At 45.7% G+C, this 21,157-nt stretch carries 20 protein-coding genes and 1 tRNA gene; 14 read left to right on the plus strand and 7 right to left on the minus strand.

Annotation, left to right across the window (positions count from 1 at the left end; all coding sequences use genetic code 11):
• Positions 1-185: 185 nt before the first annotated feature.
• The gene (gene mltF / locus OPS25_RS03465) at positions 186-1,592 is read right to left on the minus strand and encodes a membrane-bound lytic murein transglycosylase MltF (RefSeq protein WP_265616269.1); all 1,407 of its coding nucleotides are present in this window, start codon (positions 1,590-1,592) and stop codon (positions 186-188) included.
• A 170-nt stretch (positions 1,593-1,762) separates the two neighbouring features.
• Here mltF and purL point away from each other — a divergent pair, with 170 nt between their 5' ends.
• Positions 1,763-5,662: a phosphoribosylformylglycinamidine synthase gene (purL, locus tag OPS25_RS03470; RefSeq protein WP_265616270.1), complete on the plus strand. Its 3,900-nt coding sequence runs from the start codon at positions 1,763-1,765 to the stop codon at positions 5,660-5,662.
• 296 nt (positions 5,663-5,958) lie between these two features.
• On the opposite strand, the gene smrA is transcribed toward purL, so the two are convergent.
• Together smrA and OPS25_RS03480 are read right to left on the minus strand one after the other, a co-directional pair.
• Positions 5,959-6,543, minus strand: a complete 585-nt coding sequence (smrA, locus tag OPS25_RS03475) for a DNA endonuclease SmrA (RefSeq protein WP_265616271.1) — start codon at positions 6,541-6,543, stop codon at positions 5,959-5,961.
• 100 nt (positions 6,544-6,643) lie between these two features.
• Positions 6,644-6,719: transfer RNA gene (locus OPS25_RS03480), tRNA-Arg, on the minus strand.
• Positions 6,720-7,022: 303 nt separating this feature from the next.
• Between OPS25_RS03480 and OPS25_RS03485 the strand changes: the two genes are divergently transcribed.
• Positions 7,023-8,015: a 2-hydroxyacid dehydrogenase gene (locus OPS25_RS03485; RefSeq protein WP_265616272.1), complete on the plus strand. Its 993-nt coding sequence runs from the start codon at positions 7,023-7,025 to the stop codon at positions 8,013-8,015.
• Positions 8,016-8,026: 11 nt separating this feature from the next.
• Here OPS25_RS03485 and OPS25_RS03490 read toward each other — a convergent pair whose 3' ends face one another.
• Positions 8,027-9,214, minus strand: coding sequence for a flagellar assembly protein T N-terminal domain-containing protein (locus tag OPS25_RS03490; RefSeq protein WP_265616273.1), 1,188 nt, complete (start codon positions 9,212-9,214; stop codon positions 8,027-8,029).
• 371 nt (positions 9,215-9,585) lie between these two features.
• Here OPS25_RS03490 and OPS25_RS03495 point away from each other — a divergent pair, with 371 nt between their 5' ends.
• On the plus strand, positions 9,586-10,053 hold the full coding sequence (locus tag OPS25_RS03495; RefSeq protein ID WP_265616274.1) for an LPP20 family lipoprotein: 468 nt from the start codon (positions 9,586-9,588) through the stop codon (positions 10,051-10,053).
• A gap of 12 nt (positions 10,054-10,065) precedes the next feature.
• Here the strand turns inward: OPS25_RS03495 and flgN are convergent, their stop codons facing one another.
• The 3 genes from flgN to flgA form a co-directional block, all read right to left on the minus strand.
• Positions 10,066-10,497, minus strand: a complete 432-nt coding sequence (flgN, locus tag OPS25_RS03500) for a flagellar export chaperone FlgN (RefSeq protein WP_265616275.1) — start codon at positions 10,495-10,497, stop codon at positions 10,066-10,068.
• 9 nt (positions 10,498-10,506) lie between these two features.
• Positions 10,507-10,842: a flagellar biosynthesis anti-sigma factor FlgM gene (flgM, locus tag OPS25_RS03505; protein WP_265616276.1), complete on the minus strand. Its 336-nt coding sequence runs from the start codon at positions 10,840-10,842 to the stop codon at positions 10,507-10,509.
• Positions 10,843-10,953: 111 nt separating this feature from the next.
• Complete coding sequence (flgA, locus tag OPS25_RS03510; RefSeq protein WP_265616277.1) at positions 10,954-11,676, minus strand: flagellar basal body P-ring formation chaperone FlgA; 723 nt, start codon at positions 11,674-11,676, stop codon at positions 10,954-10,956.
• 172 nt (positions 11,677-11,848) lie between these two features.
• On the opposite strand from flgA, the gene OPS25_RS03515 reads away from it, so the two are divergent.
• The 11 genes from OPS25_RS03515 (at position 11,849) to flgJ (ending at position 21,140) form a co-directional block, all read left to right on the plus strand.
• On the plus strand, positions 11,849-12,772 hold the full coding sequence (locus OPS25_RS03515; RefSeq protein ID WP_265616278.1) for a chemotaxis protein CheV: 924 nt from the start codon (positions 11,849-11,851) through the stop codon (positions 12,770-12,772).
• Between the two features lie 21 nt (positions 12,773-12,793).
• Entirely contained in the window at positions 12,794-13,627 is an 834-nt protein-coding gene (locus tag OPS25_RS03520) for a CheR family methyltransferase (protein WP_265616279.1), read from the plus strand.
• An 81-nt stretch (positions 13,628-13,708) separates the two neighbouring features.
• Entirely contained in the window at positions 13,709-14,113 is a 405-nt protein-coding gene (flgB, locus tag OPS25_RS03525) for a flagellar basal body rod protein FlgB (RefSeq protein ID WP_265616280.1), read from the plus strand.
• The gene (flgC, locus tag OPS25_RS03530; RefSeq protein ID WP_265616281.1) at positions 14,110-14,532 is read left to right on the plus strand and encodes a flagellar basal body rod protein FlgC; all 423 of its coding nucleotides are present in this window, start codon (positions 14,110-14,112) and stop codon (positions 14,530-14,532) included. The genes flgB and flgC overlap by 4 nt, the downstream gene beginning before the upstream one ends.
• Before the next feature lie 28 nt (positions 14,533-14,560).
• On the plus strand, positions 14,561-15,247 hold the full coding sequence (locus OPS25_RS03535; RefSeq protein ID WP_265616282.1) for a flagellar hook assembly protein FlgD: 687 nt from the start codon (positions 14,561-14,563) through the stop codon (positions 15,245-15,247).
• A gap of 16 nt (positions 15,248-15,263) precedes the next feature.
• Entirely contained in the window at positions 15,264-16,649 is a 1,386-nt protein-coding gene (gene flgE, locus OPS25_RS03540) for a flagellar hook protein FlgE (RefSeq protein ID WP_265616283.1), read from the plus strand.
• A gap of 118 nt (positions 16,650-16,767) precedes the next feature.
• The gene (locus OPS25_RS03545) at positions 16,768-17,511 is read left to right on the plus strand and encodes a flagellar basal body rod protein FlgF (protein WP_265616284.1); all 744 of its coding nucleotides are present in this window, start codon (positions 16,768-16,770) and stop codon (positions 17,509-17,511) included.
• Positions 17,512-17,582: 71 nt separating this feature from the next.
• Positions 17,583-18,371 (plus strand): flagellar basal-body rod protein FlgG, encoded by a 789-nt coding sequence (gene flgG, locus OPS25_RS03550; protein ID WP_265616285.1) that lies wholly within the window; start codon positions 17,583-17,585, stop codon positions 18,369-18,371.
• Positions 18,372-18,388: 17 nt separating this feature from the next.
• Positions 18,389-19,069: a flagellar basal body L-ring protein FlgH gene (gene flgH / locus OPS25_RS03555; protein ID WP_265616286.1), complete on the plus strand. Its 681-nt coding sequence runs from the start codon at positions 18,389-18,391 to the stop codon at positions 19,067-19,069.
• An 8-nt stretch (positions 19,070-19,077) separates the two neighbouring features.
• Positions 19,078-20,190: a flagellar basal body P-ring protein FlgI gene (locus OPS25_RS03560; protein ID WP_265616287.1), complete on the plus strand. Its 1,113-nt coding sequence runs from the start codon at positions 19,078-19,080 to the stop codon at positions 20,188-20,190.
• A complete protein-coding gene (gene flgJ, locus OPS25_RS03565; RefSeq protein ID WP_265616288.1) occupies positions 20,190-21,140 on the plus strand; it encodes a flagellar assembly peptidoglycan hydrolase FlgJ in 951 nt (316 codons plus the stop codon). The genes OPS25_RS03560 and flgJ overlap by 1 nt, the downstream gene beginning before the upstream one ends.
• The last annotated feature ends 17 nt before the right edge of the window (positions 21,141-21,157 follow it).

The raw sequence follows: 21,157 nt of genomic DNA on the forward strand, positions 1-21,157 counted from the left end.
TGGCAATAAATACCCTGCGACGGTGCAATACTTTTTGGTGTTCGCGTTTAAGCATTCTCTTTCTGCGATTTGAATTTGATAGATTTTTACGCATGGTACTCGTTCATATCCTTTGCTTTAGTTGAGAATTTTTATTTTTATTATTTTAAAACTACCTCTTAAAGATGATGCTTTTGTGACAAAATTCAAGGGGAAAGCCCAAATTCTGTTCGATCATGCTTTACGTCAGCTGAATGACGTTCTTCTAACCAGACTAAAGTGTCAAAATAACGTCGTATGTTTTCTACGTATTGTTTTGCTTCATCACCACGTGCATACCCGTATTTGGTGGTACGGTAATATTTCTTTTGCCTCAGCAGAGGCAACCGTTGTTTAACCTCTACCCACAGATCAGGATCAGCGCCCTGTCTTTCGGTTAAAACTCTGGCGTCTTCCAGGTGGCCTAATCCCAGATTATAGGCGGCGAGCGCCATCCACAACCGATCCGGAAGGGGAATGCGATCAGGAATGCGACTCACCAAACTGGAAAAATACTGTGCACCGCCCCGGATACTTTGTTCAGCGTCAATTCTTGAGGTGACATTCATATCCCTGGCCGTATTTCGGGTAAGCATCATCAGACCTTTTACTCCTGTAACTGAGACGGCATCAGGTTGCCAGTGGCTTTCCTGATAACTCATTGCAGCCAGTAAGCGCCAGTCAATGTCACCAGCGTATTGTTTAAACCAGTCTTTATAGTGTGGCAGTTCTGTTTTTGCCGCTTGGATAAAGGAGCGGGTATCAACATAATTAAATTTTCTAATATGGCCGAAATATTTGTCTTCCAACACTCTGAAACGACCATTTTGTTGAATGAGCCCAAAATATTCGATGAGAGCAGCACGAAGAGAATCATCCTGTGAAGGATTGAGTAACCAAGCCACAGGTAGCAACGGGCGGACAGTGAATCCTATACTTAACTGCGGATAACGCCTACGCTGAATCGCAAGCGCATTGGAATCAGCTAGTGTGTACGGTAAAGCCCCTTCTGCAACCATTTGCAGAAGTTCTTCTGCGTCTTTATCTGCGGTGGATTGCCAGGTTAAATCTGGGATGTCTGCTGCTTCATGCAATAATGTCTGGGCATGACTGCTACCTTCAACCACTAACAACGTATCGGTAAGATCAGTCAGCGTACGCGGACGTTCTTCCCCTTGGCGAAATACCAGCTTATGACTGACTTGCTGATAGGCTGGGCCAAGTTTAAATTGCGAAGACACAGCAGGGGTGATGGCATCGCCGGATGCACCAATATCCATATGACCGCTAGTGATCTGAGCAAGTAATGCTGGATAGGAATAAAAGGGGTATACCTGCAGTTTTAATCCCAGATAATCGGCAAACCCCTTTGCCAGTTCGTATTCGAAACCCATCGGGCCGTCCGGCCCGATATAGTATGTCGTACGACCATATACGGTACCTAGCTTAAGTACTTTCCCCTCCACCAGATCGTTAAGCGAATTAGGAACGTGGAGTGGCTGGCAACTTGTCAGCATGAGACTGGTTAATAAGGGGACCAGGTATTTAAATTTAATAAACCAACTGCTTTTCATTGTCACATCGAAGCCAAAATCTTTTAACCAGATAAAAAATCACTTAAGTGATGTTATTGCTGGTTAAAAATTCCGTCAAATTCCTCTATAATCCGCGCCGCAATCTTCTCAAACTTTAGAAACCATTTTTCTTCAGAAAACGGTTTCCACACTACTTTAGGTAAAGCGATATGTTGGTCCTAAGAGGCGCGCCTGCACTGTCTGTTTTCAGACAAACTAAACTGATTGAGTTGTTGGGTCAATCAGGTATTGCTGTAGATGGTATTCACAGCGAGTTTGTTCACCTTGTTTCATCTACCTCTCCTTTAACTGAACAGCAAGCCAGTGTGCTAGATAAGTTGCTGACATATGGTGCTTACGAAGTAAATCATGAGGGCGCTACAGGTACCTTATTTTTTGTCACCCCAAGGCCCGGAACCATATCGCCATGGTCGTCAAAGGCAACTGATATTGCGCACAACTGCGGTCTAAAATCAATCGAGCGGATTGAAAGGGGGATCGCGTTTTATCTGCAAACCGCTACGGCGTTAACCTCAGAACAATATCAAACAGCTGCTTCACTACTGCATGATCGTATGGTCGAAACGGTATTTCGAAGCCTGGAAGATGCCAATATTCTGTTTACTCATACTGACGCTAAGACCTATTCGGTTGTAGACATTCTAGGGCAAGGTAAGGCTGCTTTAGAACAAGCCAATAGCCAATTGGGACTGGCGCTAGCAGATGACGAAGTGGATTACCTGTATGACAACTTTGTTCGCTTGAATCGCAATCCAAATGACGTTGAGCTGTACATGTTTGCACAAGCAAACTCAGAACATTGCCGTCATAAAATTTTTAACGCAAGTTGGACCATTGATGGCGAAGAACAGAAAAAATCGCTATTCAAAATGATCAAAAACACGTATGAGATGTGTCCTGATCATGTTTATTCGGCTTACAAAGATAACGCGGCGGTAATGGAAGGCTGGAAAGCGGGTCGCTTCTTTCCTGATCCCCAATCTCATCAATATGAATATCATCATGAAAATATAGATATTCTCATGAAGGTCGAAACCCATAATCACCCCACGGCGATTTCTCCGTTCCCGGGAGCTGCAACAGGCTCAGGCGGCGAAATTCGTGACGAGGGGGCTACGGGTAGAGGTTCTAAACCCAAAGCCGGCCTGGTGGGCTTTAGCGTTTCTAACCTTAACTTACCTGATGCACCACAACCATGGGAACATGATTACGGTAAACCACAGCGAATTGTCAGTGCGCTTGAAATTATGACCCATGGCCCATTGGGCGGTGCTGCGTTCAACAACGAATTTGGTCGGCCTAACTTGCTTGGCTATTTCAGAACCTATGAACAGAAAGTCAATAGCTTTAATGGCGTAGAAGTACGCGGGTACCACAAACCCATTATGATTGCAGGTGGGTTAGGTAATATTCGCCGAGAGCATGTGGAAAAAGGTGAAATCACGGTAGGAGCTAAGCTTATCGTACTTGGTGGGCCAGCGATGAACATCGGTCTGGGGGGAGGGGCTGCCTCCTCTGTGGCGTCTGGCCAATCCAGCGAAGATTTAGACTTTGCTTCTGTACAGCGAGATAACCCGGAAATGGAAAGGCGCTGTCAGGAAGTCATCGATGCTTGCTGGCAGTTGGGCGAACAAAATCCTATTCAATTTATCCATGATGTCGGCGCGGGAGGGTTATCCAACGCCCTGCCTGAGTTAGTAAATGACGGGGGGCGTGGCGGTAAATTTGAATTACGCAAAGTGCTCAGTGATGAACAAGGTATGACACCGCTTGAACTGTGGTGTAATGAATCCCAGGAACGTTATGTGCTTTCCGTCGCCCCTGAGAATTTAGAGAGGTTTACGGCAATCTGTGAACGCGAACGCGCACCATTTGCCGTGGTGGGGGAGGCCACCGAAGAACGTCATCTGTTGTTAAATGACAGTCACTTCGATAATCAACCTATTGATATGCCTTTGGATGTGTTGTTAGGTAAGCCACCGAAAATGCATCGCGATGTACAATCATCAACGGTAGCGGGTACTGCGTTTGACCGCAGTGAAGTCAGCATTCAAGATGCCGCTCAGCGTATTTTACGTTTACCCACAGTAGCAGAAAAAACGTTCCTGATAACCATAGGTGACCGTTCGGTTACTGGTATGGTGGCGCGTGATCAGATGGTGGGCCCTTGGCAAGTACCGGTTGCTGACGTTGCGGTAACGACCTCAGCGTTTGATACTTACCAGGGAGAAGCGATGGCAATGGGTGAACGCACCCCGATAGCGCTCCTTTCCCATGCTGCGTCTGCCAGAATGGCGGTGGGCGAGGCTCTTACCAATATTGCTGCAGCCGATATTCAGGACATTAAGCGTATTAAACTCTCTGCAAACTGGATGACCGCCGCGGGTCATCCTGGTGAAGACGCAGGGCTGTACGAAGCGGTTAAGGCTGTCGGGGAAGAGTTGTGTCCGGCATTAGGACTTACCATCCCTGTGGGTAAAGACTCCATGTCGATGAAAACGGCGTGGCACGATGAAGAAGGTAAGGAAAAAGCAGTAACGGCACCGCTGTCGTTAGTTATCTCAGCGTTTGGTGCTGTGCAGGATGTGCGTAAAACGCTTACCCCCCAACTGAAAACCAATATAGGTGAAAGTCGCTTATTGCTGCTTGATTTAGGCGCTGGACATAATCGCCTAGGCGCAAGTTGCTTGACCCAGGTTTACGGTCAATTAGGCGATAAACCAGCGGATGTTATTAGCTCCGCCATTCTACTCAATTTTTTCAAGGCTATTCAGAAACTCATTAGCAAGGGACTGATACATGCCTATCACGACCGCTCTGATGGCGGATTATTTGTTACGCTCGCAGAAATGGCGTTTGCGGGTAAAACGGGGATCAGCGTTGACTTGGATAGCCTTGATAATGATGATATCGCCGTTTTGTTTAACGAAGAGTTAGGCGCGGTAATTCAAGTAAAAGACGAAGAATGGACTCAGGTAAACGAAATTTTAACTGAATATGAATTGCAAAACTTGACGCACTCTATTGGCCGGTTGAATAGTCAGGATAGTGTGGAAATAAAGCGAAATGGGATCGCACTATTCTCTGATAGTCGTGTGAATTTAAGAACCATGTGGGCTGAAACCACTCATATCATGCAAAAACTTCGCGACAATCCAGAGTGTGCAGATGAAGAGCATCAGGCTAAACAGGATGCAGCTGATCCTGGACTGCATGCCAAACTGACTTATGATGTGAATGAAGATGTTGCAGCCCCTTATATTGTTAAAGGGCACAGGCCAACGGTCGCTATTTTGCGAGAACAGGGTGTGAATTCGCATCTTGAAATGGCCGCCGCTTTTACCCGCGCAGGGTTTAATGCAATAGATGTACATATGAATGACGTGCTAAGCGGTCAGGTGACCTTGGATAGCTTCAACGGCCTTGCCGCGTGCGGAGGTTTCTCATATGGTGACGTACTCGGCGCAGGTGAAGGCTGGGCAAAATCTATTCTTTTCAATGCGCGAGCTCGCGATGAATTCAGTAAGTTTTTCGCCCGTCAGGCCACCTTCAGTCTGGGCGTATGTAATGGCTGTCAGATGTTATCCAACCTGAAGAGTTTGATCCCGGGCACGGAACATTGGCCGCATTTTGTTACTAACCGTTCCGAACGATTTGAAGCGCGCGTGGCGATGGTAGAAGTACAGCCTTCTGCATCGGTCCTATTTACTGATATGGCTGGCTCAAGGATGCCTATTGCGGTTTCCCACGGAGAAGGGTTGGCGCAATTTAGCAAAGCTGAAGCGTTAACCGCGGTGAATGCCGCAAATCAGGTATCGTTGCGTTACATTGATAATAACGGTCAAATCGCTTCACGTTACCCTGCCAATCCTAATGGATCGCCAGAAGGGATTACCGGTCTAACCTCACAAGATGGGCGTTGTACCATCATGATGCCTCACCCAGAACGCGTATTTAGAACGGTTGCTAACTCTTGGCATCCTGACGACTGGCAGGAAGATAGCGCCTGGATGAGAATTTTCAGAAACGCACGAGTATTTGTGGGCTAATTGCTATAACGTGTTGACAAGATGTGGGTTTTTGCCTCATATCTTGTCAACGCCACTGATTTAGTCTAAAGTAGCGTCTCGCTAAGGAATGCACAAATAGATGAAGGAAAACGAATGCGCTAGTCTGGGCATATTGTTCAGGTAGTCAATGAGCCTATAAAAATAAAAAAGAGACGGCTATGAATCGCTCAACAAGAGGTTTCGGCTTAACTGGGGTTGCTATTGCAGTGCTGTTTATGATTTTGACAGCAATATTTAGTACTTCTGCCAAAGCCGCTAAATTAGATCAAAATAACTTAACGTCTGCGATTGCGTTCCCGATTAATTAACTTCTGATCTGGGTGTTTTTTCAATAAAGCGTATGTCGCGCCTAAACCGCCATGCATTGGCTGCGCGGTGTGAAATGCTATTACCTCGTCTAACTCACGCAACCATCTGTTCAAATAACTTTTCTTTAATCCGGGAAAAGGTTGACTCTGCTCTCCTTTGCCATGTTGAATAAGTATCGCTCGCATGCCCTGTTCATGGCACTTTAACACGGTCTGGTAAAGAACATCTCGACTTTGGTTGAGTGTTAAGCCTTTTAGCGACAGGCGGTGTTCGAGGGCATATTTTCCTAACCGGAGGTTTTTAAAAACCCCATCTTGTATGCCGGGTTGTTGGAAGCTAATAAAATCGTCAGGAGAAACGGGAACCACCGCCTCCAGGCTTAATGGATTGACAAAGGCAGGCTTGCGGTCTTTGTTGTGTGCAAGCTTATTGGCTTTTTGCGCCAGGCTATTTTTTGGGGAGTGAAGATTAATCTTGTCATCAGCTGGTAATGGTTTTACATCTGAAAACGCTTCGAAAAAAGATAAATCATCGTGATCTGATGAAGACATGTACCCCTCCTGAGAATGACTGCTCAATAATCTCAATTAGTCTTACGTACTATTTATGACCATGGGTCAAAAATGCAAGTTTAACCAGAACATCACATTATGGCGTCCCCACCGCGACTTGAACGCAGATCTAAAGCTTAGGAGGCTCTTGTTTTATCCAGTTAAACTATAGGGACGTTACGCCGCAAGTATTGTAGTCAAAATTGTAAGTCTTGTTAAGACTCACCCCAAAACGATACGAATGCTGTGGACACGCATTCTCATCATATTAGCCGCCTACCTCAGCGGTTACCATGGGCATAGTTCAAGCATCAATAGGTGAGTAAAAAATGGTGTTTACCTAGCCTTGTGACCCGTCGTAGATTAATGTCAGCTTTTTGCTGTGTATATACCGAAGGTGAGAATAAATTATTTCCTTTCATTCCGCTTTCCACCTACTACTATCTAAGGTACTTGAGTTAAGAGGTGGAAAAGTCCGGATGAAAGTTGCCGTGTTCAGCACAAAATCCTATGAGAAAGCGCTGTTAGCAAAGGTGTCAGAGACCTCAGAGTTGAAGTTCACCTATTTTACCCATTCTCTAAATGCGATCACTGCGACATTAGGAGATAAGTTCGAAGCTATTTGCGTTTTCGTTAATGACGACGTGAATAGTCAGGTTGTCAATATGCTCGCCAAGCAAAATATCCGCCATATCGCGTTACGATGCGCGGGCTATAACAATGTGGATATTGAGACCGCAAGCCGGAACGGAATCAGGGTGTCACGTGTGCCATCTTATGCCCCTGAAGCGGTAGCGGAGCATGCTGTTGCCTTGATCATGACGCTGAATCGAAAAATCCATAAGGCTTATAATCGAATCAGAGAGGGTAATTTCGAACTGAATGGTTTAATGGGATTTAACCTGAAAAATAAACGTGTGGGAGTCATCGGCACAGGACATATCGGTAAGGCGTTGGTTACCATTATGCGAGGCTTTGGTTGTGAGGTAATTTGCTGTGACCCTGTACCCTCGCCAGAGATAATGGATATGGGCGTAACCTACGTTGACCTGGATAGACTTTTGACCCAAAGCGATATTGTTTCGCTACATTGTCCTCTCAATGAAAAGACTTATCATTTAATAAATCAAACATCAATCTCACGTATGCGGGACGGGGTAATGTTGATTAACACCTCTCGTGGAGGGCTGGTTGATTCACAGGCGGTAATCAAAGGGCTAAAGAGCGGAAAAATCGGTTATCTTGGCCTGGACGTTTATGAAATGGAGTCAGACTTATTTTTCGAAAACCGCTCAACTGAAATTATTGGTGACGATGTATTTGAGAGGTTAGCCACCTTCCACAATGTAATTATCACTGGGCATCAGGGCTTCTTCACACTTGAGGCCATGAATGAAATAGCCAGTACTGTAGTCGCCAACCTGGTGACCTGCAATACACCACAGGCTAACCCAGAAAACTTTCTTGTCTAACGCTGGCTGATTTAGCGCTTTGCGACAAAATCATTTGGCTGAATATTAGCCATAATAAAATTACCTACCGGCTCGACGGTAGCAGTATCCGCAAACGCGGCGACCACTTTTACTTTGCCGGGGTATAAGCGATATTGCAAAAAGCCTTGTCCAAACGCATCCTCAACCATATTCGTTTGGTATAAAGACAATTCGTCGCCCACTTTAATACCATGCTCTCGACCAATGGACACCTGGATCTGGTCATTGATAATTTTTAGTACTCTGCCAGTAGCTGGATGACAGATTAAGGTGTCGGCTACATCTTCAACCAGTTCTGCGAGTGTAGAAGATACGGCGTGACCATAGGACGACTGCCAGAACGTATGACTGCTAGTATCTATTTGCGCAAAACGGTCGTATTGCCAGTGCGCGGTGGTGGAATAGTGTTTTCTTAACAACGTGGCACCGTTCATCCCATCAATCAACTGTACATCTAATCCGAAGTGTCGACTTGCTTCCTCTTCTTTCCAAAATGCATAAGACGAAGGTTGGTTACGCGCCACACTGATATCTGTAATCGTTCCCGCTAAAATGAATTGTGCTTTACTCTGTCGTGCTAAAGCTGGAGCTTGACGCACCACATTTACATCGTCCCAACGCGCTGAGTAAGGGGCGATATAGTTGATGACGACGGTATCCGTCGCATTATCAAACTGTGTTTTCAGCCTGCGGCTGGTTTCCTCACCGATTCGATGTAACTGACCATCTTGTGCCTGCAGAGGATGCTGCAAGGGTAAGTAACTAGTTGCAATTGTTTTTAAATAGGCCGCGGGTTCGCATTGCGCTGTTTGAGGTACAACATCCGCTCTTATTGTGACGGTGACATAATCATCATGCCAGGTTTCACTAACCAGCTCTACACTGTCTATCTCACCATTGGCCGCAATATGAAACGCTTCGTTTTGCAGAAGGCCATTGGTCAACGTCTGGACACTGCGTATGGATGCCCCGGCGAACAACAATGCTTGCTTGATTGCCTCATTGGTTGCTTGTTCTTTCGCACGCTCTCTATCCCCTGATATGACCAGCGCTTGCCCCCGCGCCTCATACCAGACGGCATGACTTTGCCCTTGATAAAAACACAAGCAGGCTAGTAGTAACCATCCTTTAATTATCTTTATACTGCTAATACGGTTTTCTAAAAGACTGCTTATCATGTTTTTTCCTGCTTAACTACGCGCCATAATCTCGACTCACCACGTGTAAAGCATAATGTATTCCTATTTTTATCCTTGCCTGCAAATAAACCACGAGTTTTACCGAACTTGTGGTTTAGCCTTACCTGACTTGCTCCATGATGGAGCCACTCCCCACACCTACTATTTAAATTTCCAACCATCAGTAGAACGAAGATTTATGGACAAAAACTAAGGGGGAGGGGGCCTTTTTGGACTGTAGAAAAAACATTATCTTTGGGCGAATCCAGCCTATGAAAATAGGTTTTATACACTCAGGCACGTTATTTGCCTTTCATTAAAACATTATTACAGTGTCAGTTCATTGTCACCTTCAAGGGGTAGGTAACAGGATGTCAGTCAGCAAAAAAATTCTATTATCCGTATCGTTAGTGCTTTCGCTGGGCGCCTGCACCAGTATGTATGATAAACATGTAGAGTGGGAAGTGATTCAACCAAAAGAGTATCCCGTGTTAACAGCGGTGGGTTATGCCCCGGTAAATGCTCAACAGGGAACCACACCCAGTATCAAGGAGATCATGGCGATGAAAGCATCCAAGTTAGATGCTTATCGTGAGTTGGCGGAGCAAGTTTATGGTCAGCGCATCGCCGGCAATCAATCGATCGCCAATATGGTGATGGGGGATACGCAGCTACAAGCGTCGGTCGAGGGGATTATTCGTGGCGCTCGGGTGGTCAAATCTTATCCTGTGGGCGAAGATACCTATGCCACTGAGCTCGAATTAGATATGGAAACCGTTTATCAATTGTATCTATCCACAGCTAAGCCGCGTCAGATCAAGGAAGTGAAGTATTACTAACAGAGCAAAAGATTAGGCGCTAACACCTTTCCCAGAACTACTTGGTCTGGGCTTACCACTTTTATCGTAGGTGAGCGATTCTTTAGCGCGAAGTTCGAGCATCAAATTACGCAAATGAGTGAGACGAAGCTGCCCTTGTTCGACAGCTTTCTGATTAACTTGGGTACGGTACTGACATTGTTCCAAAAGGGCTTTGGCGTCGGCTATCAGGTCTTCGATTTCACCTGGAATTGAGCCGGTAGCAACCAGATCGCTGTACTGCTTGTTCACAGTGTCATCTAGTTGCTGTATATCTTCGAGGGTCTGCTCTTTGTCCTTAAGCAAATTCATTAAGGCTTCAGCATCTCTGGAACTAATTAGATGCAATTCTTGTTCAAGTAACACGGCAAGCTGATTAAGGTTTTCAACTTGTTGTGATAACAAAGATTGCAATGATTGTTCCATTACCTGGCCTTATGAATTAGAACCGAATACCTCAGCTTCCAGTCTGGCAATTTTTGTTGCTAAAGCTTGTGGATTGATGCTGTACTCACCGCTTTGAACGGCTTTTTTCAACTTTTCCACTCGCTCTTGATTAACTGGCGCTTCATTACTTTTCTTCTGCACCTGATTTAACTGCTGTGCAGATTGTGTCAAAGACACTGAATCCTGACGAGGCGCAGTTGCAGCCGCACCTTTTGCAGCCTGCTGTTGTGCAGCCGCCTGATTCGCGTTCTGCTGATTACTCAGCTTTGCATTGTCTAATGGTGTTTTGTGTACACCATTATTGTTTACATTATTGATTGCCATAATAAAAATTCCACTACCGTTAACACCTCAATTAGGTTATCGGCAACAGTCTTCAATACTTTAGTCTAAATTTTCGTTTATTGTAATGAAAACTTATACTCAGTAACTTCGCTAAAGACTGACAACAACCTCATTCGTATTCGCGACTTGTGCGATCACAGACTTACGTGAACTCACATTGGTTACCCGAATACTCTCTCCCACTACGCCATCCTGTTGCGCTATCCCGGCTGTTTTAATTAACATGCCTGAGGTGCGGGCGCTAATTGTAATACGATCACCCTTACAGACAAAGCATAACATATTTGCTTGAATAGGTTGACCCTGACGCACACGATGCTTCATTCGTGCCCCCACTAACTGATCCAAGTCGGAGTAGGCTGTGTGCCTTAACCTCTTAATATCAATATCGGCAAGCATGAGGTTTTCTTGAGATAGAACTGTGCCGGGACTTATCATTCCTGCCGTCACCACCACAGTGCGTGTACGGGTAACCCGACCGTTGGTAAACACATACCATTCATTATTGTTACAGCTTACTCTTACTGATATATACGCCTGTGACAAAGATTCCGTATCGGCGTGATAGTTAAACCCTGTCGGACAAACCGGAATAATAATACGGTCGTCGATGGGGGATATTTCCACAACGACGTTGTCCTCCCCATGGTTATCGCCTATTGCTTCAAGCAGATAATCATGCGCACCTCGTTCAATTTGTTCATGCAGGTTTTCGCTTTCACCACCAATGGTGGAAAATGCCATTATGGTTAAAAGCATTCCAGGCAAATAGCGCTGCCAATGTCGAGACTTTTTCTTAAATAATAAAAACATATTCTTTTTGCACTTTTTCGTGTTCAGTTGGTGACATTTTGTCTATGATTAAAGTTCACTACATGGCAGAAGACCGCTAAGCGCAACGTCACTTATTTGACGATTTTACTGCTCACGATTAAGTGATAAGGTCTAACGCAATGTTCGTGCCCAATTTTAAAAGAGGTGATGTATGTCAGGCATTCTAGATTCCGTTAACCAGCGAACCCAGCTTGTGGGGCAAAATCGCCTGGAATTGTTGTTGTTCCGGTTAAACGGTCGTCAACGGTTTGGCATTAACGTTTTTAAAGTACGTGAAGTGTTACAGTGTCCACCTCTTACTTCTATGCCAAAACTTAATGCATTAGTCAGAGGGGTTGCTCATATTCGAGGCCAAACCATATCGGTTATTGACTTAAGCATGGCCACGGGAGGAAAAAAGATTGAAGACCTGTCCAGTGCATTTATTGTAATTGCTGAGTATAACCGCTCAGTGCAAGGTTTTTTAGTAGGTGCCGTTGAACGTATTATCAACACTAACTGGGACTCAATCATGCCTCCGCCTCAGGGAACTGGTCGAGCCAGCTATCTTACAGCAGTGACTGAAGTGGAAAACGAACTAATCGAAATTTTGGATGTGGAAAAGATCCTCAACGAAATTTCACCTCTTAATGCTGAAGTCAGTGCAGATGTGGCAGCAAACCTAAAAACTGAAGGTAATGAAGATAAAATTATTTTTATTGCGGATGATTCGTCCGTGGCCCGCAATCAGGTTAAAAAAGCATTAACCGCATTAGGCTTGGAAATTGAAATGGCCAAAAACGGACTTGAGGCCCTCAAAAGATTACGCGAGATTGCTGAAGAGTATGGTGATGTAACCAATCGAGTAGGGGTGTTAGTTTCAGATATTGAAATGCCCGAAATGGATGGCTATACATTAACTGCAGAAATTAAAAACACTCCTGAGCTACAAAAACTTCACGTGGTTCTGCACACTTCTTTGAGCGGAGTATTTAATCAGGCAATGGTGAAAAAGGTAGGGGCGGATGATTTTATTGCTAAATTTCACCCCGATGAACTCGCAACCGCTGTGCAAAAATGGTTAGTGACTCCTTAGTGAACGCAGGACGGCAACGGATTGAAGAAGAAAGAAGTCTCTGAAGAAAGCTACCTCAAGTTTGGGCGCTTTCTTGAGCAACAATGCGGCATAGTACTGGGCGAAAACAAACAGTACCTGGTCCGTAGTCGGTTGTCATCCTTACTATATACTTTTGATATTGATGCCTTAGACACCTTAATAGAACAAGTGGTCACGGGCAGAAATAAAGCAATGTTGCAAGCTGTTATCGACGCCATGACGACAAACGAAACGTTGTGGTTTCGAGATGCCTACCCTTTTGAAGTATTAGTTAACCGTATACTTCCGGAGTTTTCGAACTTGTCGCGCCCGTTAAGAATATGGAGTGCGGCATGTTCATCAGGGCAAGAACCTTATTCCATAGCAATGTCAGTGATGGAATATCAGCGTCAGAATCCCCGCGCCATCAAACGCGGAGTGGAGATCATGGCCACTGATTTGTCTACCACCATGTTAGCCCGCTGCGAAGAGGGTATTTATGACGAGTTGTCATTAGCCAGAGGATTGTCGCTGGAACGCAGACAACGTTACTTTGAGCATCATGAAGATGGTCGAATGATGGTGAAGGCGGAGGTAAAAAAAATGGTGACGTTTCGCAGTATGAACTTGCTGCACACGTACGCTGGCTTAGGCAAATTCGATGTGGTTTTTTGCCGCAATGTGCTGATTTATTTTGCCCCGGCAATTAAACAAAAGATACTGCAACAAATTGCCGGATTGCTGCAAGCTAATGGCGTATTGTTTCTTGGAGCGTCAGAGTCTATCAGTTCAGCCAGCGACTTTTTCAATATGGTAAAATGCTCTCCGGGCCTATATTACCAACGCAAGACCTAACAACTTTTCCCTTTCCTGTATTTCATTCATCAAACTGGCATTTCAATTGCAATGCTCCTTGCGTAAGAGGAGTAAAATTGTATGGCAATTGATTTAGACCGGTTAGTTGGATTTCATCAAAAAGCGTTGAACTTGAGAGAGCAGCGCATGGAGCTTATCTCTGGGAATATCGCCAACGCGAACACGCCAGGTTACAAAGCGCGAGATATCGATTTCCAATCGGCGATGAAGATGGCTCAGACTGATCAAAGACAATCAATGGTGCGCACAGATAGTAAGCACATTGGCGGCAGTATGCACACCGCATCTTTCATCCAATACCGTTCACCAACCCAGTCAGACACGGGCGATGGCAATTCAGTAGAAGTACAAAAAGAACGTAACGCGTTTTTGGACAATGGTCTTCGCTATCAGGCTACGATTGAATTTTTAAACGGCAAACTTAAGGGTATGAAGAAGGCTCTAAGTGGAGGGCAAGGCGGATGAGTTTATTTAATGTTATGTCAATTTCCAGTCAGGGAATGGAAGCGGAGTCTGTTCGACTTAATACCACGGCAAGCAATATTGCGAATGCCAACAGTGTAAGTAGTAGCGAAGGCGAAACTTACCGCGCGCGTAAACCAGTTTTTGCCGCAGAGCTGCAAAAAGCGACCGATCATCAACGTGACGGAGTTGGGGTTAAGGTGTTGGGCGTCGTAGAAAGTAAAGCGCCTTTGCAAGTTGAATATGCACCGAATAATCCGATGGCTGATGCAGATGGTTACATTTATAAGCCCAATGTAAATATCGTTGAAGAAATGGCTGACATGATGTCTGCTTCGAAAGCATACGAAACAAACGTGCAAGTAGCAGATACTACAAAACGATTATTTCGCCGTGTACTGCAACTAGGTCAAGGGCAATAGCCGCCTAAGCAGTAATTGAGGAATTGTAATGAACACAATTAACCCTTCCGACCTGACTAATGACTTGTATTGGCAGGAAGAGAAAACAAAAGTATCCGATGGTAGTGAGCAGAACCTCTCGCAGGAAGATTTCTTCTCGCTGTTAACCGAACAGTTAGCCAATCAGGATCCAACGAAGCCAGTAGACAATGACCAAATGGTGGCGCAAATGACCTCGTTCACTATGGCTGATGGAATCTCCCAGCTGAACGAAAAATTTGAAGCCTTCGCCACATCGATGACGTCTAATCAAGCGCTCCAGGCTTCAAGTTTAATTGGTCAGCATGTACTGGTGGAAAGCAACATTGCCCACATGAGTGCTGAAGGGGCAGGTGTCTCAGGTGTTGTAGTGAATGGTGAAACTGTTCAAAACATGAAGATCACCATTCAAAATCAGTATGGTGAAATCGTCAAAACGATTGATGCCGGCACGCAAGGTAAAGGAAATGTTCGTTTCAGTTGGGATGGCACCGATGCGCAAGGCAATGCTATGCCCGCCGGTGACTATGTCGTAAACGCTACTGGTGAGGCTGGTGGTGAAGGGGTTGCCATACCCACAGCAATAAATCGTCATGTTGGAAGCGTAAGTCTTGCCGGAAGCGGCAAGGGTATTATTTTGAATCTGGATGGCAATGTCAGCATTAAATTAGATGACGTCATTCAGATTGGTAGTTAGTAGGAGAGAGTGAGTTATGTCTTTTAACATTGCATTAAGTGGTGTTGCCGCCGCTCAAAAAGACCTCGATGTCACCGCGAATAACATCGCCAACGTCAACACGGTGGGCTTTAAAGAATCACGTGCAGAATTTGGTGATGTATATGCTTCGTCATTATTGGCAGGCGGCGATACGAAAGTGGGCGATGGTGTTATCACATTGGAAGTGGCTCAGCAATTCTCTCAGGGAAGTTTACAATTCACCAACACCGCCCTGGATTTAGCCATTACAGGAAATGGTTTTTTTGCCACTGTACCCGAAATCACCTCTCGGGATTATTCATTCACCCGGGCTGGTCAGTTTAAATTAGATTCAGACAACTTTGTGGTGAACAGTAACGGCGATAATTTGATGGGATTCCCAGTAAACGGCGATGGTTCCAGTGCGTCGGTGGCCTTGAGCACTACAGTACCGGTGCGGATTCCAGATTCGTCTGGGTCGCCGCAAAAAACTTCCGAAGTGGACATCCGAATGAACCTGCCCGCGAATGAGGGCGTCAAAGATCCCGCTCAGTTCGACCCGGACGATCCATTAACCTATAACGCTGCTACCTCGGTAACTGTCTACGATTCACTGGGTGACAGCCACGTTATGACGTATTATTTCGTCAAAGATAATAATCCCGCTGTGCAAAATGAGTGGTATATAGCTACCGCAATAGATGGCACGTTAACAGATCTGGTTAATTCGGATGGCAGTGATTCGGATCCGGCTACAGCAACGAATACGATGGGAACCGCGACGGGCAACGACGTTGCAGCGGCCAAACTCCAATTCAGTGCGGGAGGCGACTTTATCGGTATTCAATCGCCGGATGGTATTACGCCTTCTGATTTTAAAATAACCACTGAGGCGCTAGGGGGAGGCATTCTGACGAATGGTTCTGATCCTACCCAGCAAATTACGGTAGATTTTAATCTTAATCCGGCCATTGCCACGCCCAATGAACCTACTCAGTTTGCTTCTTCATTCGAGGTGACATCACTGGAGCAAGATGGTCTGCCTGTAGGCCGCTTAACGGGCATTGACATTGGTCCGGATGGGCTGGTGAGAGCTACATTTTCAAACGGTACCTCAGAGCCTATTGTACGTGTGGCGTTGGTTCGCTTTTCAAACGAACAGGGGCTGATCCAGGAAAGTAATACGCAATGGAAAGAAAGCATTACTTCTGGTGAAGCGCTTGCTGGTGAAGCAACTACAGGTACGTTTGGTGAAATCAACTCCTCTGCCTTAGAGCAGGCAAATGTTAACCTCACCACGGAATTAATTGACCTCATCATTGCCCAGCGTAACTTCCAGGCAAACTCCAGAGCGCTTGAGGTGAATAACCAGCTTAACCAGACAATTTTGAATATTCGTTAGTAAAATCATAATGTTAAAAAGGTCGCTATTGCGGCCTTTTTTCTTTTTAAAATCCCATAAAAGTGGCATCAGGCTTGCAAAATCACTTATATGAAACACTTAACGTCAAAAGTCAGTCATGGATAAATTACTTTGGATTGCCGCCAGTGGGGCCAAACAGGATTTATTGGCTACTGGAGTAAGAGCAAACAACTTAGCCAATGCGCAAACCATTGGCTTCAAGGCTCAGCTGGAACAAGCCAGAGCAATGCCGGTATATGGTGAAGGACTACCTACACGGGTCTTTGCCCTGACCGAAAGCCCATCTAATAATTATGAAACCGGAGCAATGATTCAAACAGGTCGTGATTTAGATGTCGCGATCCAAGGGAATGGTTTCTTTGCTGTCCAAGATGCAAATGGCAATGAAGTGTATTCCCGTGATGGCAGCTTTCAGCTAGGACCCGACGGAGTTTTGACGGATATGCATGGCAATATCGTGCTGGGTGATGCCGGGCCAATTTTTCTGCCTGTACCGTTGGATAATTTGAATATTGATATGGACGGTACCATTTCAACGCGCCCAATTGGAGCTCCTATCAACGTATCGGAAGAAGTGGGCAGGTTAAAGTTGGTCAACCCGCAACTGGATAGTATCGAACGGCGGGCAGACGGCTTATTTCAGTCTAAAAACGGCGATATATTTAATGCCAGCGAACAGGTGAATCTGCTTTCCGGGGTAGTTGAAGGCTCCAACGTTAATGCGGTAAATGAAATGGTTAACATGATTAGCCTGCAACGTCATTACGAACTGCAAGTGAAATTAATGAAACAAGCTGATGATCTCGATCAGCAAGGCAACATGATGTTGCGTATTTTGTAATTTACTTTTCATCGAATAGTAACAAGTGAAAAGTTAAACAGAAGAGCCATTCGCTCTTGTAGGAGGTCGTTATGCATCCAGCGTTATGGATCAGCAAAACAGGTCTTGATGCAGCACAAACAGATGTGTCTGTAGTCTCAAATAACCTGGCAAACGCATCAACAGTGGGCTTTAAAAAAGACCGTGCTGTATTTGAAGATTTACTTTACCAAAATATTAACCAACCGGGGGGGCGTTCATCGGCAGATACAGAACGGCCATCAGGATTGATGTTAGGTGCGGGTTCAAAGGTCGTAGCCACCCAAAAGTCCCACACTCAGGGAAACATGGTAACTACGCAGAATTCGTTGGATATGTTGATTCAAGGCCGCGGATTTTTTGAGATTCTTCAGCCTGACGGCACCATCGCCTATACGCGCAATGGTCAGTTTACCCTTAATGACCAAGGGCAGATTGTTACGCCAGGGGCAGGTTTCTTATTGCAGCCTGAGATTGCTGTCCCTGAAGATGCCCAGCAAATCACGGTGTCTCAGGATGGTGAGGTATCGGTAACTGTGAGAGGAGAGGCAGAGCCACAGGTTATTGGTCAAATTAATATTTCTGACTTTATTAATCCAACAGGTTTGCAACCGACTGGTCAAAATCTGTTTGTTGAAACAGCGGTGAGCGGCGCCCCAATCCAGGGGATACCAGGCTTGCAGGGGTTAGGCACCATCGTACAGGGCGCCTTGGAAACATCCAACGTTAATGTAACCGAAGAGTTGGTGAACCTAATTGAAAGTCAGCGTTTGTACGAGATGAACTCGAAAGTTATCTCATCAGTTGACCAGATGCTTGGTCAGGTCATTCAGCAGCTCTAGATAAAATAGGTGATATCATGCGGTTAGGATTACTTTTCACTGTTATTGTTGTATTAACTGGGTGTTCAAGTACATCTCAGCCGCCTGTGCAGGCGAATGATCCATTATTTGCACCCGTCATTCCTGACATTCCTCGCGAACATATTATTGAAGATGGTGCATTGTTCCGGCCAAATATGGCTAACAGTTTGTATTCCGATGTTACAGCAAGACGGATAGGTGATCTCATCACGGTGACGTTAAGCGAAAATACCAATGCATCGAAGTCGGCCGGCACCTCCACATCAAAAGATACCGAAGTCGACTTGGAACCGATTATGGGGTTAGGCGGAAGAGCAATCAATTTAGGCAGTCAATCTATTCAACTAGGTGTCTCTGCAGGGGATAGCTTTCAGGGTGATGCACAGGCCAACCAAAGTAATAGTCTGTCAGGTGCCATATCCGTCACCGTGGTAGACGTGCTACCCAATCAAAACTTAGTTATACGCGGTGAAAAGTGGCTTACGCTTAATCATGGAGATGAATATATTCGCTTAACGGGGATTATTCGACCTGCTGATATTAGTCCGCAAAATGAAATTGTATCGACAAAGATTGCCAATGCCAGAATTCAATACAGTGGCACAGGTTCGTTTGCCCGTTCACAGGAAAAAGGCTGGTTGTCTCGCTTCTTTTCTTCTGAATGGTGGCCTATTTAGGGGATGTTATGAAAACGTATTACCTCGTTCTGACTTGTATGTTACTCACCATTTCAACTAGTGTAGATGCGCAACGCATAAAAGATGTGGCCAGTATTCAGGGGGTGCGGAGTAACCAACTGGTGGGGTATGGACTGGTGGTAGGCTTGCCCGGAACAGGGGAGCAAAGCCCCTTCACTGAACAAAGCTTTCGCACCATGCTTAGCAATTTTGGTATCAGTTTAAATCCCAACACAAAGCCAAAAATCAAAAATGTAGCGGCGGTCGCCGTGCACGCAAGTCTGCCAGCGTTCATAAAGCCTGGTCAGACTATAGATGTAACGGTTTCATCCGTGGGAGAAGCCAGTAGTTTGCAAGGTGGCACATTACTGCAAACATTTTTACGTGGTGTGGATGGCCGCGTTTATGCAGTAGCCCAAGGCAGTTTGGTAGTCAGCGGTTTTGGAGCAGAAGGCGGCGATGGTTCACGTATCGTAGCGAACACACCCACAGTAGGACGGATCCCTAATGGGGCGATGGTAGAACAGACCGTTCCCAGTGGTTTTGCTAACGGTGACAGTTTGACGCTTAACTTACATTATCCTGACTTCTCTACAGCAAAACGGTTGGCCGACACTATTAACGAACGCTTAGGTGCACAACCTGATCAGGGCTATACTATTGCCGAACCTATAGATGCTGCGTCAGTCAGGGTCACGGCGCCGCGCGACCGGGGTCAACGGGTCGGCTTTTTAGCCACCTTAGAAAATTTTCAGTTTGAACCTGCTGATGCGCCGGCCAGGGTAGTGATAAACAGTCGCACGGGTACGATTGTGATTGGGCAAGATGTGCGTTTATTACCCGCGGCCATAACGCACGGGGGGCTAACGGTAACTATCTCCGAGAACCAGCAAGTTTCCCAGCCTAATGCATTAGGAGAAGGGGAAACCGTGGTGACGACACGTTCAATCGTTGACGTGGATATGAGTGACAGCAGAATGTTCAAGTTCGAACCTGGTGTTACCTTAGACCAACTTGTTCGCGCTGTGAATGAAGTAGGGGCTGCGCCTGGGGATTTAATGGCGATCCTCGAGGCGTTGCGTCAAGCTGGCGCATTGCGCGGTGAACTGGTGGTGATCTGATGAACCTGAATCCTGCTTCTAGCCAGTTAGATATGGCGCGAAATGTTCACGACTTAGGCAGTGTCAATAAGCTTCGTGAAGCCATTGCTTCTGGTGATGATGAAGTATTACAAGAAGCAGCGCAGCAATTTGAAGCTATATTTGTTCAGATGATGTTTAAGTCGATGCGAAAGGCACAAGAAGCCATTGCAGATGAAGACAGCCCATTTAATTCAGAGCAGGTTAAATTTTACCGGGACATGCATGACCAACAGTTGGCGGCTGATTTATCTTCAGGAGGGGGCATAGGGCTGGCTGAATTAATTGTGCAGCAACTCGGTCAACAAGATAAAAATTTCACGCCAGCAAGCGTTATCCGCAATGACGGTAACATAGCTTCGTTGAACCATTCCCAGCGGGCGCAGGTCAAATTAACTCAGGATAGGGTATTAGACTCAAACACAATGGGCACTGCAACGTCCTTTAAGGCGCCCATGTTTAACGACCAGCACAGTTTCGTTGAAGCCTTGTATCCTCATGCCAAAGAGGCGGCTGATATATTAGGTACGGATCCGAAAGCTATCATTGCGCAAGCCGCGGTTGAAACGGGCTGGGGTAAATTTGTTATTCATGATGCACAAGGCAACAGTAGCCACAACTTGTTTGGCATTAAGGCGAACAGGGCATGGGATGGAAAGCAGGCTGTGGTTGATACGCTCGAGTTTGAAGGTGGCGTGCCAAAAAAACACAAAGCAGCGTTTCGTGCGTATGAATCTATTAAGGAAGCTGTGCATGATTACGTTGATTTTATCCGCTCGCAACCTCGCTACAAGCAGGCTGTAGAAAATAGCGCGGACACGCAGAGTTATTTTAGTGAACTTCAGCAAGCAGGGTATGCCACTGATCCTCATTATGCAGATAAAATAATGGCGGTGCTGAAAAGTGAAGCGATTAACGGTTTTATGCCATGAAATTTAACTAACGGGCA

Origin of the sequence: Alteromonas aquimaris, from assembly GCF_026183695.1 — a bacterium.
Classification (GTDB): Bacteria; Pseudomonadota; Gammaproteobacteria; order Enterobacterales; family Alteromonadaceae; genus Alteromonas; species Alteromonas aquimaris.